Origin of the sequence: Pseudogracilibacillus sp. SE30717A, assembly GCF_037071985.1 — a bacterium.
Classification (GTDB): domain Bacteria; phylum Bacillota; class Bacilli; order Bacillales; family Amphibacillaceae; genus Pseudogracilibacillus.
On the sequence record NZ_JAXHDF010000003.1, the window covers coordinates 173,548 to 188,942 of the forward strand.

11 protein-coding genes are annotated in these 15,395 nt (G+C 37.0%); all 11 read left to right on the forward strand.

The window, feature by feature from the left end; translation table 11 throughout:
* Window positions 1-55: 55 nt before the first annotated feature.
* Complete coding sequence (locus tag SPD48_RS05970; RefSeq protein ID WP_336257172.1) at window positions 56-1,483, forward strand: M81 family metallopeptidase; 1,428 nt, start codon at window positions 56-58, stop codon at window positions 1,481-1,483.
* A gap of 54 nt (window positions 1,484-1,537) precedes the next feature.
* Complete coding sequence (locus tag SPD48_RS05975; RefSeq protein ID WP_336257173.1) at window positions 1,538-2,968, forward strand: M81 family metallopeptidase; 1,431 nt, start codon at window positions 1,538-1,540, stop codon at window positions 2,966-2,968.
* 369 nt (window positions 2,969-3,337) lie between these two features.
* Window positions 3,338-4,831 carry a tagaturonate epimerase family protein gene (locus SPD48_RS05980; protein ID WP_336257174.1) on the forward strand — a complete coding sequence of 498 codons (1,494 nt, stop codon included), beginning with the start codon at window positions 3,338-3,340 and terminating at the stop codon, window positions 4,829-4,831.
* A 364-nt stretch (window positions 4,832-5,195) separates the two neighbouring features.
* Entirely contained in the window at window positions 5,196-6,119 is a 924-nt protein-coding gene (locus SPD48_RS05985) for an AEC family transporter (protein WP_336257175.1), read from the forward strand.
* Between the two features lie 247 nt (window positions 6,120-6,366).
* Window positions 6,367-7,209 (forward strand): ATP-dependent sacrificial sulfur transferase LarE, encoded by an 843-nt coding sequence (gene larE / locus SPD48_RS05990; protein ID WP_336257176.1) that lies wholly within the window; start codon window positions 6,367-6,369, stop codon window positions 7,207-7,209.
* Between the two features lie 281 nt (window positions 7,210-7,490).
* Window positions 7,491-8,888 (forward strand): glucuronate isomerase, encoded by a 1,398-nt coding sequence (gene uxaC / locus SPD48_RS05995; protein ID WP_336257177.1) that lies wholly within the window; start codon window positions 7,491-7,493, stop codon window positions 8,886-8,888.
* A 93-nt stretch (window positions 8,889-8,981) separates the two neighbouring features.
* Window positions 8,982-10,391, forward strand: coding sequence for an NADP-dependent phosphogluconate dehydrogenase (gene gndA, locus SPD48_RS06000; RefSeq protein WP_336257178.1), 1,410 nt, complete (start codon window positions 8,982-8,984; stop codon window positions 10,389-10,391).
* 61 nt (window positions 10,392-10,452) lie between these two features.
* Window positions 10,453-11,328 (forward strand): LarC family nickel insertion protein, encoded by an 876-nt coding sequence (locus SPD48_RS06005; protein WP_336257179.1) that lies wholly within the window; start codon window positions 10,453-10,455, stop codon window positions 11,326-11,328.
* A gap of 164 nt (window positions 11,329-11,492) precedes the next feature.
* The gene (locus SPD48_RS06010; RefSeq protein WP_336257180.1) at window positions 11,493-12,764 is read left to right on the forward strand and encodes a lactate racemase domain-containing protein; all 1,272 of its coding nucleotides are present in this window, start codon (window positions 11,493-11,495) and stop codon (window positions 12,762-12,764) included.
* Between the two features lie 15 nt (window positions 12,765-12,779).
* The gene (locus SPD48_RS06015) at window positions 12,780-13,550 is read left to right on the forward strand and encodes an SDR family oxidoreductase (RefSeq protein WP_336257181.1); all 771 of its coding nucleotides are present in this window, start codon (window positions 12,780-12,782) and stop codon (window positions 13,548-13,550) included.
* A 355-nt stretch (window positions 13,551-13,905) separates the two neighbouring features.
* A complete protein-coding gene (locus tag SPD48_RS06020) occupies window positions 13,906-15,384 on the forward strand; it encodes a gluconokinase (protein WP_336257182.1) in 1,479 nt (492 codons plus the stop codon).
* Window positions 15,385-15,395: the final 11 nt, after the last annotated feature.

Genomic DNA, 15,395 nt, shown 5'->3' on the forward strand with positions numbered 1-15,395 from the left:
TAGAAAAGTGAGGATAATCTTCCTCTCTATTAAATGTCGCAGTAGGAGGAATCTTATGAAAATAGTTGTAGGTAACTGGTATCAAGAATCAACCACTTTTAATCCGATTGTAATGGACGAACGCTCCTTTGTTTTTTTTGAAGGAGAAGCATCTAAGTATCGAGTTGCTGCCACTGACGTTCTTGAAAAAAGAGGAATAGAAGTAATTCCGACTATTTATGCAACCGCTATTTCTGGTGGTTGTGTAACGGAAGAAGCGTATCGGTTTTTTGCCGATAAAATCCTGAACGTATTGAAAACAGAAAAAAATATCGATGGTATCTGGCTCCATTTACATGGTGCGATGGAAGTCGTCAATATTGGTTCAGGAGAGGCACAATTATTAAGGGAGATTAGGGAGATTGTCGGAAATGATATACCAATATCCCTGACATTGGATTTACACGGAAATATAGATGTCGATGTACCAAAACTTGCAAATATTATACGTGGGTATCGAACAGCTCCTCATACTGATCAGGAAGATACAGAACGAATTACAGCAAATATGTTAGCTGATTGTATTGAAAAAAATGTAAGAATAAACCCAGTATTCAAACGAATTCCAATGATTACGCCAGGTGAGAAAGCTACTGGTAAAACTGAACCGATGAAAACAATTTTAAGTCGACTCACAGAGTATGAAAAAATGGAAGGAATTCTTTTAGCCAATTATTTTAATGGACATGCATGGACAGATGCTCCAAATACATCGGCTTCCGCTATTATTATTCCTGAGTCAGAAAACTATCAGGAGTTGGCTGAAGAAGTAGCTGAAGAGTTGGCGGAATTTGTCTATGGTCTTCGTAATAAATTCACTTTTCCTATGCTTACTTTAAAACCAGCTGAAGCGATTGATCGTGCACTTGGTGAAGATGATAAGCCGGTCTTTATTTCAGACTCAGGAGATAATACGACAGGTGGTGCCGCAGGTCTTGATACTGTCTTACTTCGGCATTTAGTCAAAAAAAATATAGGGAATAAGAAAGTTTTAGTAGCAGCAATTTATGATGAAGCTTCCTACAATAAACTGAGTTCATACGAAATAGGAAATGAAGTTTCTATTGAAGTTGGAGCCAATTTTGACGAAAATAGCGCGCCAGTCAAGTTGACCGGAACGCTGAAAGCAAAAGGAGAGCTATTAGGTTATCAAACTTCTAAAAACGATGTAATTGGAAATGTTTGTACTATCGATGTGGGAAATATTGATATTGTTGTAGCCAATCATGGGGACTCTTTTACTACGATTAATCATTTTAAAAAAGCCGGTTTAGAAATTCAAGAGTACGATGTAATTATTGTAAAACAAGGTTATTTATTTGATGAATTAAGTGAAATAGCTGCTTTGGAAATTTTAGCACTTACCCCTGGAGCAACCTATCAATTGGTGGAGGAATTAGAATTCCATCACTTGATCAGACCGATGTACCCGCTTGATAAGTAAATAATAGCAGACCGATTTAAGATGTATTCCCATTTTATAGGTGGAGGAAGATAAATGAAGGTTTTTGTTGGATCTTTTTATCATGAAGCAACAACGTTTAATCCATTTTTAACGGAGATAAAAGATTTTACTTTTTTAGAAGGAGATAAATCGTTAGAACGGTTTGCGAGTACAGAATTATTCAGAAATGAAGAAATTGAAATAATTCCTAGTATCTATGCAACAGCTATTTCTTCAGGGATATTATCGGAAAAGACATACCGCTTTTTTGCAGATAAAATGATAACTAAATTAAAAGAAGCAATAGATATAGACGGAATTTGGTTACATTTGCATGGATCCATGGAGGTCGAAAATATCGGTTCAGGTGAACTTGCCTTATTAAAAGAAATACGAGAAATTTGTGGATATGATATTCCCATCTCATTAACATTAGATTTTCATGCAAACTTAAAAGATGAATTTCATCAGTATGTAAATATTGTTCGTTCTTATCGCACCGTTCCACATATTGATCAAGCAGAGACAGAACAAATTACCGCAAAGTTATTAATTGAATGTATGAAGAATAAAACAAAGATTAACCCATCCTTTATAAGAGTGCCTATTATTTTACCTGGGGAAAAGGCTATGGGAAATGCAGATCCGTTAAAATCTATTTTTCAAAAGTTAGAAGAGATTGAACAAATAGAGGGAATTATCAGTGCTAACTATTTTAATGGACATGCTTGGAATGATACGGTAAATACTTCTGCATCTGTACTTGTTGTTCCAAAATCTGAATCATATGAATGTTTGGCAGAAGAGTGGACAAAAAAATTAGCTGATTACGTATTTAGTCGTCGACATGAATTTACATATAATGTAACTGTATTAGAAGCTCGGGAAGCAATTGATCAAGCGCTGTCGAAAAAGAGAAAGCCTGTTTTTATAGCAGATTCCGGTGATAATACAACCGGTGGGGCCCCAGGAATTAATACCTTACTTTTGAAAATGTTTAAGGAACGAGAACTTGGTAACAAAAGAGTTTTGATTTCTGCTATTTTTGATAAGTATTCTTTTGAAAAAATAAATGCTTACCAAGTTGGTGACTTCATTACCGAAAATGTGGGCGTTGGACACGATGAAAATAGTACTCCCGTCCCACTAAAAGGAAAACTGATTGCCAAGGGTGATTTATTGGGCTTTATGAGTTCCGCAAATGATAAAGTAGGAGAGGTTTGTGTCGTTTCTATTGGAAATATTGATGTAGTGGTTGCAAATCGGGGTGACTCATTTACTACTTTAAACCATTTTAAACGAGCAGGAATTACTATTGAGGATTATGATATTATTGCTGTAAAACAAGGGTATTTATTTGATGAATTAAGTGCAGTTTCCGAAGGCGAGATTTTGGCACTTACCCCTGGTGCAACTGATCAAAGATTAGAAAAATTGGAGTTCCATCATATAATTCGACCAATGTTCCCGATTGATAATATATGATTTTTTATCGAGAGTTTAAACCGCCAACCATTAATCTTATAGTGCGAGTTCAAAAGTTTAAATAGCGTTACTTAAAGTAATTTTAAACACAGCTTTACATCTAAAGAAACTTTCCAGGTTTTAAGCTATTGAAAGCAACTGTTGATCGGCAAGGTATTAAGGAGAGCTATGTATACTCGCTTTATTAAAAAATGGTCAGTAATTTCAACGTTATAGTTCCTTCTTAATACCTTGCACATTCCTTCTAAATCGTATATTATGGAAATAACAACGTTGTTATTTTTAAAAACATTAAAAATGAGAACGCTAACGATGAAAGATTATTTTGATTTCTAAAGATAATTATTATATGGAAAAGGATGGATCTGAATGGAAAGTTTACAACCAGTAATTGAATTATTGCAAGCGGGGAAAACAGCATCGAATTCAGTTGATGTAAAGGTATATGAGAAATCTTTTAAAGAACACGAAGGTGTTCGTTTACTCATGGTTAAAACAAGTGGAGTTAAATATATTTTAGCTACAGGAAGTGGCGCTTTATACAATGATTTACAAGGAGAAGCGATCGGTGAAAATGGGAAAGCTTGTGCGTTAACGCATGAAAACCGTCTTGTTTTAAATAAGTATTTTGCCTATACGGCACCGCAAGCATTTGGAACAAGGGTTGCAACAATTGGACTAGGAGATCGACTCGGACTTGCTTCTCCGGGGCATATTGAAACAGTAAGAGGTCATAAAGTGAAACCAATCCTAGCTCAGCAAAGTATTCGTGAATTGACGCTGACAAATAGAACGATGGAAGATTTAATTGATGCAGCAGCATTCGCTGTGTTCCAAGAAGGATACGAAGATGGTTACGGAGCAGACGGTGACCATATTAAAGAGGAAAGTGATATTCGAAAAGCGTTGGATCTTGGGTTCTCTATGTTAACGTTAGATTGTTCTGATTATATTCCTACTGGGATTGACAGCAAATCTTTAGAAGAAGTCCGTGTTGATTATGAAAAACTTCCTCAAGATGTTCAACATTATTATAATGAGAAATATTTGGATAAAACATTTGATGTAAATGGATTAGCTATTTCATTTGACGAAGAGACGCTTGTAAAATACGTGTTAGAATATAATGAAGCAATTAAATATATGGTTCACGTCTATAACGAGTACATTAATAAATTAGATCGTGATTTTGACTTTGAAATTTCTATTGATGAGACAGAAACGATTACATCACCTATGGCTCACTTCTTTGTTGCAAATGAGTTAACGTCTAAAGGAGTAAAAGTTACGAGTCTTGCACCACGTTTTTGCGGAGAGTTTCAAAAAGGAATTGATTACATTGGGGACGTAAATCAATTTGAGAAAGAGTTAAGTGAACATGCACTGATCGCTGAGTACTTTAGCTACAAATTAAGTATCCATTCAGGAAGTGATAAATTTAAAGTGTTCCCAATTATTGCGAAGTATACGAAAGGGGTTCTTCACGTTAAAACTGCTGGTACAAACTGGCTGGAAGCAGTTCGTGTAATCGCGCAATCGAACCCTGAACTCTATAGCAGAATGCATCAGTTTGCTTTAGATAATTTTGAAGAAACATTAAAATATTATCACGTTACTCCTGATCTTGATAGCATTGATGCGCTTGAAGATGTCGAGGATAAAGATTTACCAAATTATATGAACGATGATGCAGCTCGCCAATTGCTTCATGTAACATATGGACTAATTTTAAGTGCGAAAGATGAAGATGGTAACTTTGTCTTTAAAGACGAATTTTTCAAAACACTTGATGAGCATGAAGATGAATACACCAATGCTCTTGTTAAACATATCGGAAAACATTTAGAAACATTAGGGATGTAATGTTGCGTCCACTGCAGGTGAGGGCTAGCTTTAAGTCCTTGCCTGTAAACTTTTATAAACGATCAAATAATCACCTAACCTTATTAGGTGTGGAAATGTTATAAGAAGTAGTTTGAATAGTTGATAATTGTGTCACTACTCCTAAAACTTTTTAGAAATGCTATAAATTGGTGGTAGTCGTCTCATAACCTTGGAAATAGCATGTAGAAGCAATTAATCATTCAGCATCTTCACTTCATTTGCTGCTATATAAGACAACTTTCCCCATCGAATTTAGTCATATATTTATTTGATGACCCATTAGTATGTTAAAATAAGCAGGGGTGATAGGATAGCAATAGGTAACTGGAAAGGAAGCTGTCCGGTGGAACTATTTATCATATTAAAAAACATTATATTACCAATCTTTGTTATTATGGCAATTGGGTATTTCATTCAGAAGAAATTTCATCTAAACATCGCAACATTAGCAAAATTAAATATATATTTTCTTGTTCCTGGATTTATCTTTGCTAAGTTGTATAGTACAACGTTTTCGGCGGGTCTATTTTTAAATATATTGCTTTTTTTCATTTTATATGTAGTTATTTTATATTTTATTTCACAATTCATTGGAAAATTGGTTGGACTTGAAAAAGGAAAAAAGACTACATTTACAAACAGTGTGATGTTTTTTAATTCTGGAAATTATGGGGTGCCTGTAAATGATCTAGTATTTCGCGGTGATCCGTTAGGGATGTCGATTCAAGTGATCATGTTAACCTTGCAAAACATTTTCCTATTTTCGTATGGGATCTTTTCTTTACAGGCGGTGCATACCGGAAAATTAAAAGCATTGCTCAGTTATTTTAAAATGCCGATGCTTTATGCAATGTTATTCGGTATTTCGTTAAATATGTTAAATATTGCTGTCCCATCTTTTATTTTAATTCCAGCAAATTATATTGCTGATGCGATGATTTCTCTTGCGCTCTTTACACTCGGTGCACAAGTTGCAACTATTCGGTTCACGTCTGGGCTTGGTCACGTATATTATAGCTTAGTACTACGATTATTAGTTGGTCCCGCGATTGCATTAGCGATCATTTATACGTTTAGGGTCGAAGGTATTGTAGCACAGTCTTTATTTATTGCTTCTGCTATGCCGACTTCGGTTAATAGTGCAGTAATCGCGGAAGAATATAATAATCATCCAGAGTTTGCCGCACAGATCGTCTTGTTCTCTACACTTTTTAGTGCTATTACGGTGACGGTTGTTATTTATTTATCGAGACTATTATTTGGGTGAATTTTTAACAGAGTTGAAGAGCAATAATTCGGTGTTATGAGAAGAAGGAATGATCAGTGAAAAAAGCATGTGTAAAAGGTGATTTGATGCATGAAAAAAAGGGCAAATATACATGATAGTATAAACCGTTAGTTAACTTTTCAATAATTTCTTTACTACACTTCTTGTCCACATTTTATAAACTGTGAATAAGAAAAAGTGTTACGATATATTACTTTTGCTTAATAGGGAAAGGAAGGATAGAAATATGAATGATTTAGTTAGAGAAAAAAACCGTCGTCTTGGTGATAATTTAAGGGAAATGGGTCGTGTACTAGTTGCTTTTTCAGGTGGTGTAGATAGTGCGCTTGTATTAAAACGTGCACAGGAGGAATTAGGCGATAATGTACTTGCTGTTGTTGTAAAATCGGAACTGTTTCGTGAAGAAGAATTTGACGGCGCAGTTAGGCTTGCCGAAAAAATGGGTGTCCGTGTACTTGAAACGGAGATCAAAGAGTTGAACCATCCACTGATTGTTGCAAATAATCCGGATAGTTGGTACCACAGTAAAAAAATGCTTTATTCTCATTTAAAAGAAGTGGCAAAAGAGTTGGATTACCCTTATGTACTTGATGGAATGATTATGGATGACATGGATGACTTTCGACCTGGACTGCGGGCTAGAACGGAAGAAGGCGCTCGTAGTGTGTTACAGGAAGCAGGAATTTACAAAAATGAAGTTCGTGAAATTTCTAAAGCAATAGGGGTTCCTGTCTGGAATAAACCTGCCTCATGCAGCTTGGCTTCACGTATACCGTATGGTACACCATTAAGTAAAGAAAAAATTGAGCAAGTAAATCGGGCTGAAATTTTTATTACTGAACTTGGCATTTCCCACGTACGTGTTCGTCACCACGGGGACGTTGCTCGTATTGAAGTAAATCGTGATGATATGATTAAACTTTTGGAATACCATGAACAAATTCATAAGGCGTTGATGGAGCTTGGTTTTTCTTATGTGTCCATGGATTTGCTTGGCTACCGTACAGGGAGCATGAACGAAGTATTGGCTGAATCAACGAAAGAAGTACATTTAGAAGCAGTAAAATAAGTAGTTGAGGCTGGGACATTAATAAAACTAGCAACAGAAAAGGCGGACAATATGTTGTTCAGCGTAGGAAATATACGTAGACTCCTACGGGAATAGCACGAGTCCGAAGATCCCTGTTGCGACTCGAAAACGAGGAGCTACAGAAGCTGAGGCCGTGCCCGAGGAAAGCGAAGTATATTTCCGAAGCTATCATACCTCCAGTATCATTCGTCTTTTCTATAATAAAAAATACTTATGTCCCAACCTCAGGTTTTTACATAAGAGAGGATGTCAAACCGATTATGAAAACATTTATTACAGATGATTTTTTACTATACAATGAAACAGCAAAAGAATTATATCATAATACAGCAAAAGATTTGCCGATTATTGACTATCATAACCATTTAAAACAAGATGAGATTTTACAAGATAAAAAGTTTGATGATATTGCCGATATATGGCTTGGCGGAGACCATTATAAATGGCGAGCAATGCGTGCAAATGGCATACATGAAGATTACATAACTGGAAATAAGAGTGGCTATGAAAAATTTATGAAGTGGGCGGAAACGGTACCAAACACTTTTGGAAATCCACTTTATCACTGGACTCATCTTGAATTACTTCGTTATTTTGATATCGATGAATTATTGGATGAAAAGTCTGCGCCAGCAATATGGGAAGAGACAAATCGTAAATTGCAAACTCCAGAATTATCTGTTCGTTCATTGTTGAAAAAGGATAAGGTGGAGTTTGTGGGAACGACGGATGATCCGACCGATAGTTTGGAACATCATATTGCACTCAAAGAAGAAGGATTTGATATAACGGTATCTCCTTCCTTCCGTCCAGATAAAGGTTTGTTTATTGAACGGGAAGAGTTCTTACCTTGGGTGGAAAAGTTGGGAGAAGTGACGGATTCTTCAATTGAAAATTATGATGCATTTTTAACTGCTTTCGAAAAACGAGTAAACTATTTTGATGAGCATGGATGTAAAAGTTCGGACCACGGTCTTGATGTGTTTTTTTATAAAGAAGCAAGAAAAGAAGAAGTTGAAAAAATCTTTACTAAACGACTGAATGGTGAACCGTTATCTGAAGTAGAAATAGAAAAGTTTAAAACTTATACATTGCTATTTCTCGGTGAATTATATGCTGAAAAAGGATGGGCAATGCAACTGCATTTAGGAGCGATTCGTAACAATAATAAACGGATGTTTAAATTGCTTGGACCGGATACTGGATTTGATTCGATTGGCGACTTACTAATCGCAGATAAATTGAGCAATTTCTTAGGAGCATTATCCGAAAATGACAAACTGCCGAAAACAATTCTTTATAGTCTAAATGCAAAAGATTATGATGTATTAGCTTCAATGGCAGGAAATTTCCAAAGTGATGAAGTGCCAGGTAAAGTGCAATTCGGTACTGCTTGGTGGTTCAATGACACGATTGATGGTATGGAAGATCAGATGAAAACTCTTGCAAATATTGGGCTAATCAGTAACTTTATTGGGATGCTGACAGACTCCAGAAGTTTTCTATCTTTTACAAGACATGAGTACTTCAGAAGAATTTTGTGTAATTTACTAGGAACATGGGTTGAAGAACATAAAGTGCCAAAAGATATGGAACTTTTAGAAAAATATGTCCGAAATATTTGCTATGAAAATGCAAAACGGTATTTTAGTATTTAGGGAAGGATAAACTTTCCTACTAACAACTGATCAATGTTTAAATCAATGCCAGTTTTTCTACGATTAAATTATTAGGCGAGAGAGGGAACCACAATGTCAAAACAACAAATTGGTGTAATTGGTCTTGCAGTAATGGGGAAAAATTTAGCAATGAATATCGAATCGAGAGGCTACTCAGTTTCGGTATATAATCGTACAGCGTCACGTACGGAAGAGTTTTTAAAGAATGAAGCAAAAGATCGAAATTTTGTCGGTGCGTATAGTATTGAAGAATTTGTTGAGTCGCTTGAAAAACCTCGGAAAATTTTATTAATGGTTCAGGCAGGTGCGGCCACAGATGCGACAATTGCATCTTTACAGCCTTATCTGGATAAAGGAGATATTTTAATTGACGGTGGAAACACATTGTTCACAGATACGATCCGTCGTAACGAAGCTTTATCAGAAGCAGGAATCCATTTTATCGGAACAGGAGTTTCGGGAGGAGAAGAAGGTGCATTAAATGGACCTTCCATCATGCCGGGCGGTCAAAAAGAGGCATATGATTTAGTAGAACCGATTTTTAATGCGATTGCAGCAAAAGTCGACGGGGAACCTTGCAGTACGTATATCGGGCCAAGTGGTGCTGGCCATTATGTGAAAATGGTGCACAATGGAATTGAATATGGGGATATGCAATTGATTGCAGAAGCATATTCTATTTTAAAGCATGGACTCGATTTAGATGCGAATGAAATGCATAACGTATTTACAGACTGGAATAAAGGAGAACTTGACAGCTATTTAATAGAAATTACTGCTGATATATTTACAAAAATAGATGAAGAAACTGGTCAGCCGTTAGTAGAAGTGATTTTAGATAAAGCTGGTCAAAAAGGTACTGGTAAGTGGACAAGTATTAATGCGCTTGACTTAGGCGTACCACTTCCATTAATCACGGAATCTGTATTTGCTCGTTGTATTTCAGCACTGAAAGATGAGCGAGTAAAAGCGAGTAAAATGTTAAGTGGTCCAGAGCATGTACCATTTGAAGGAGATAAAAAAGAATTCATTGAAGTGATTCGAAAAGCATTGTATATGAGTAAAATATGTTCATATGCACAAGGATTTGCTCAAATGCGTGCTCAATCTGAAGAAAATGACTGGAAATTACAATATGGTGAAATCGCGATGATTTGGCGTGGTGGTTGTATTATTCGAGCGCAATTTTTACAAAAAATTAAAGATGCATACGATCGAGAAGCTGATTTGCCGAACTTATTACTAGATCCTTATTTTAAAGGAATTGTTGAGGAGTACCAATATGCACTACGTGACGTTGTTTCTGTTGCAATGAAGCATGGCATTGCGGTTCCAGCATTTGCTAGTGCTATCTCTTATTATGACAGTTATCGGACAGCGGACTTGTCTGCAAATTTAATTCAGGCACAGCGTGACTATTTCGGCGCTCATACGTACGAACGCAAGGATAAAGAAGGCGTCTTCCATACGAACTGGTTTTAAAAAATAAGAAGAACTCCCTGTTGATGGGGAGTTCTCCTACTAGATAGGGAGGTGTCCTATAATGAAGGTTCTTTATTTAGATTGTTTTTCTGGAATCAGTGGTGATATGACTATCGGTGCATTACTTGATGCTGGTGGTGATTTTGATCATTTGAAAAAAGAATTACAGAAACTTGGGATGGAAGATGAATATGAACTGAAGTTAGACAAAGTAAATAAAAATGGAATTACAAGCAGTAAGTTTGATGTTATCTTGAAAGAAAGTGCAAATGGTCATGAGGAACATGCACATCCGCCTCATAAACATGATCACGATCATGGGCACGCACATGATCATGGACACGCTCACGAGGAGCATTTGCATGAACACCATCATGGTCATAGTCATGGTGATCATTCACACGCTCATTCTCATGATCACGACCACCGTGCGTACAAAGATATTGTTAAAATGATACAAGAAGCTGAGTTTTCCAGCAACATTGAAAAAATAGCACTTGATATTTTTAAGATAATAGGTGAAGCAGAAGGCCATATTCACGGCATGCCATTGGAAGATGTACAATTTCATGAAGTTGGCGCAGTCGACTCGATCATCGATATTATTGGGACTGCAATTTTAATTGATCAGCTTGGGATAGAAAGGGTCATTTCATCTCCGGTACCAACTGGATCAGGGAAAATTCATATTGATCATGGGATTTACCCGGTTCCTGCTCCTGCAACGCTTGAAGTGTTAAAAGGAATCCCAATAGCAAAAAGTGAATTAAAAGCGGAACTTACTACCCCAACTGGAGCTGCAATTGTAGCGGTATTAACGAGTGAATTTGGCACATTGCCGGCAATGACCATTACATCAATCGGTTATGGTGCTGGAACAAAAACGTTTCCTAACCATCCAAATGTCCTTCGTGCCGTCATTGGCGAAATTGACTGATTGATAAATGATAGAACGTAACGTGAGAGATGACTTTAATAAACTACTGCCTAGAATGAGGTTTGTGAATTAAATAAGGTTTCTAATGTTTTATCATAAGAATCTCAAGTTAACGAAATGCACATATATGTCACAAAAATACTAAAGATGGGAGTGAATGTGAATTGAGTATTTTAGAAGAGTTATTAAAGGATATCCCGATCCCAAAAACGGCGAAAGTAAAGCAGAATTTTGATCCAACACATATTGAAGACTTTGGAGCGGTATTAGAGAAGGAACTCAATCAGGAAAAAATTAAGGCAACAGTGAAACCGGGGATGGAGATCGCCATTGCTGTTGGCAGCCGAGGAGTAGATAAGCTCGTTGAAAAGACGGCTGTGACAGTTAAATTTTTGCAGGAGTTAGGTGCAAAGCCATTTATCGTTCCAAGCATGGGGAGTCATGGCGGTGCAACGGCAGAAGGCCAGCGTGCTGTTCTTGAACATTTAGGTGTGACTGAAGAAGCGGTTAATGCAGAAATTCGTTCGTCAATGGAAGTAATAAAACTTGGAGAACTACCAAATGGACTCCCTGTATATATTGACAAAATCGCCTCTGAAGCAGATGGGATCGTTGTATTAAACCGAGTAAAACCACATACTGCATTTCGTGGTCCAGTTGAAAGCGGGATTATGAAGATGATCAGTATCGGACTTGGTAAACAAAAAGGGGCGGAAGCATGCCATCAGCTTGGGTTTAAGTATATGGCTGAACATGTACCGGCAATGGCAAAAATGACGATCGAAAAAATGCCAATTTTATTTGCGGTTGCGACAGTAGAAAATGCATTTGATAAAGTGGCTAAAGTTGCTGTCATGACACCTGATGAAATTGAGGAAAAAGAAATTGAACTTCAGAAGTTAGCGAAAAGTTTGCTTCCAAAATTGTTTTTTGATCAAATCGATGTTCTTATCATTGATGAAATCGGGAAAAATATTAGCGGGGATGGAATGGATCCAAATATTACTGGGCGTTATCCGACACCATATGCTCATGGTGGTCCGAACGTAACGAAAATGGCAGTCCTTGATTTAACAAAAGAAACAGAAGGGAACGCAAACGGAGTAGGAACGGCGGACTTTACGACTCAGCGTCTCGTTGACAAAATGGATAGGGAAGTAACCTATGCGAACGGTCTGACTTCAACAGTTGTTGCACCGACAAAAATTGCAACCACTTTGTTAAATGATAAGTTATGTTTACAAGCAGCAATTAAGACATGTAATATTTTAGATTTTACAAAGGTAAACTATGTCCGTATTAAAAATACACTTGAAATTAGTGAAATTGAAGTATCAGAAAATCTATTGGAACATGTGAAAGAGCATCCGAATTTGGAATTAATTTCTGATCCAGATGAAATTGAATTTGATAAGCATGGAAATTTTGCAAAATAGAAGGGGACAGAAGAAATGAGTAAATTATTTGATTTAACTGGAAAAGTTGCTGTAGCAGTCGGTGGAAATAGTGTGCTCGGCAGCTCGATTGCAAAGGGCTTTGCAGAACATGGGGCGAAAATTGCGATACTTGGGCGTAATATGGAAAAAGCAGAAGAAGTAGCTCAGGAAATTAATGAAAATGGTGGAGAGGCAAAAGCATTCCAAGGGGATGTGAGTGAGCTTGAGACAATTGAAAATGCTGCAAAAGAAATTGAAGCTTGGGCAGGTGGTTGGGATATTTTACTTAATGCACCTGGAATGAATAGTTCAACTCCATTTTTTGAGCTTACACAAGAAGAATGGGACAATATTATGGATGTAAACTTGAAAGGTCTTGTGTTTACGACACAGATTTTTGCTGAAAAGATGATTGAGCACGAAAGAAAAGGGAGCATTATTAATATTTCATCGGTATCTTCGACGACACCACTTTCACGTGTATTTACGTATTCAGCTTCAAAAGCAGGTGTTAACAGTGTAACCCAATTTTTAGCCAGAGAATTTGCGCCAAATGGTATTCGTGTAAATGCTATCATTCCTGGATTTTTCCCGGCTGAACAAAACCGTAAAATTTTAAGTGAAGAACGAATTGCTTCTATTATGGGCCATACGCCGATGAATCGTTTCGGTAAACCAGAAGAACTGCAAGGTGCAGCTGTTTACTTAGCGTCTGATAAAGCATCTGGATTTGTTACAGGTACATTTATACGTGTTGACGGTGGTTTTGGAAACATGACCATCTAAAGAATACTTTTTTGAGAGTTGAAAATTGTTGATTTAGTCTTTTCCTAAGGGTTTAAGAAAAATGACGATTAACCCATGAGGTTGGGAAATAAATAAAACTAGCAACTGAAAGGACGAACAATATGTTAGTTAAGCGAAGTATATTTTCGAAGCTATCATCGTTCGTCTTTTCTTTGATAAAAATATTTTTCCCTTGGCCTTCTAAACTAAAATTGATACAGAAGGTGCTACGCTCCCATCCAATTGAAAATGTAGTTTTATCGTGAAGTAACATACATGCTAAAAATGCAATCCTATTCATCGATTTTCAACACAGACAATCTATTCAAGTATTTCATAGTAAAGGAAGATTACGATGGGAAGAGAACTAGTCATCGGACTTGATCTAGGAACAACGAGTGTCAAAGCGGTCCTATTTAATTTAGCAGGTGATGTCGTTAATGAAGAGGAACGGATGATATCATCTAATTATCCACAGCCTGGTTGGGTAGAACAAGACCCGTTTGAAATTGAACGTGGCGCTGTAAAAGTGTTAAAAAATATTCTATCTAGCGCAAAAATTTCACCTGGTGAATTGCTTGCAGTAGGAATCTCTTGCGCAATGCATTCAATTATCTGCGTAGATGACAATATGGAAGCCATATCCCCAATGCTTATTTGGGCAGATGGGAGAGCAAGCAATCAGGCGGAGGAACTTCGTACTTCAGATGAAAAAAACATTCACGCAAGAACGGGAACGCCAATTCATCCGATGTCACCATTTACAAAGTTATTATGGATGAAAGAAACAGCGTATGAGCCGTATAAAAAAGCAACTTATTTCATGTCAATGAAAGAATTTTTAATAGAGAAGTGGTTCGGTAAACGCATTGTGGATTTTGCGATGGCTTCGGCGACTGGAATGCTGAATTTGAAAACATTGGACTGGGATGAAGAGACACTCTCGCTTACCGGAGTGACGAAAGACCAGCTTTCTACGATTGTATCACCGACTGAAATGTTAACAGAGATGGATCCAATCATTCAAAAAGAAATAGGTTTTACGGAGGAGGTTCCCTTTGTTATCGGTTCCGCAGATGGACAATTGGCAAATCTCGGTAGTGGTGCTATATCTCCGGGAGAAGTTGCTATTTCAGCTGGTACGAGTGGAGCAATTCGTCAATTTGTTCAAGGGACACCAATTGATTCAAATCAAGAAACATTCACATACGCTTTTTCTGAAGAATTATCTATTGTCGGAGGTCCGACGAATAATGGCGGAATCGCCCTTCAATGGGTTAAAGACTTGCTCGAATTTGAAGGAAGCCATGATGAATTATTAGCTGGGGCAGAAAAAATTTCACCAGGAGCTGAGGGGATATTTTTCCATCCTTATGTGAATGGAGAACGTGCTCCTCTATGGAACCAGCGGGCGAAAGGAAACTTTTTTGGTCTCACGATGGTGCATAAAAAAGAACATCTTGTTCGAAGCGTGCTAGAAGGCATCACGTTTAATATATATCAAATTGGTCAAACACTTGAATCGTTAGCAGGGAAGCCAACTAAAATTAGTGTGAACGGTGGATTGACTCGTTCTCCTTTATGGGTTCAGATTTTAGCAGATGTGTTTGGACAATCAGTTTATGTTTCTGACACACATCATAATGCTGCATGGGGAGCAGCCTGGACAGCATTAGTTGCAATCCAAAAAGTTGACTCTTTTGAAGAAATCAAGCAAAATTTGCCTAAAGAACAAGTGATTGAACCAAATATGAAAAATCATGCTATATACAAAGAGATTTATAAGAAATATGAAGCGATCGGAAATGATTTGGCAAAATATTTTACTGAATGAGTAAAGGCGGG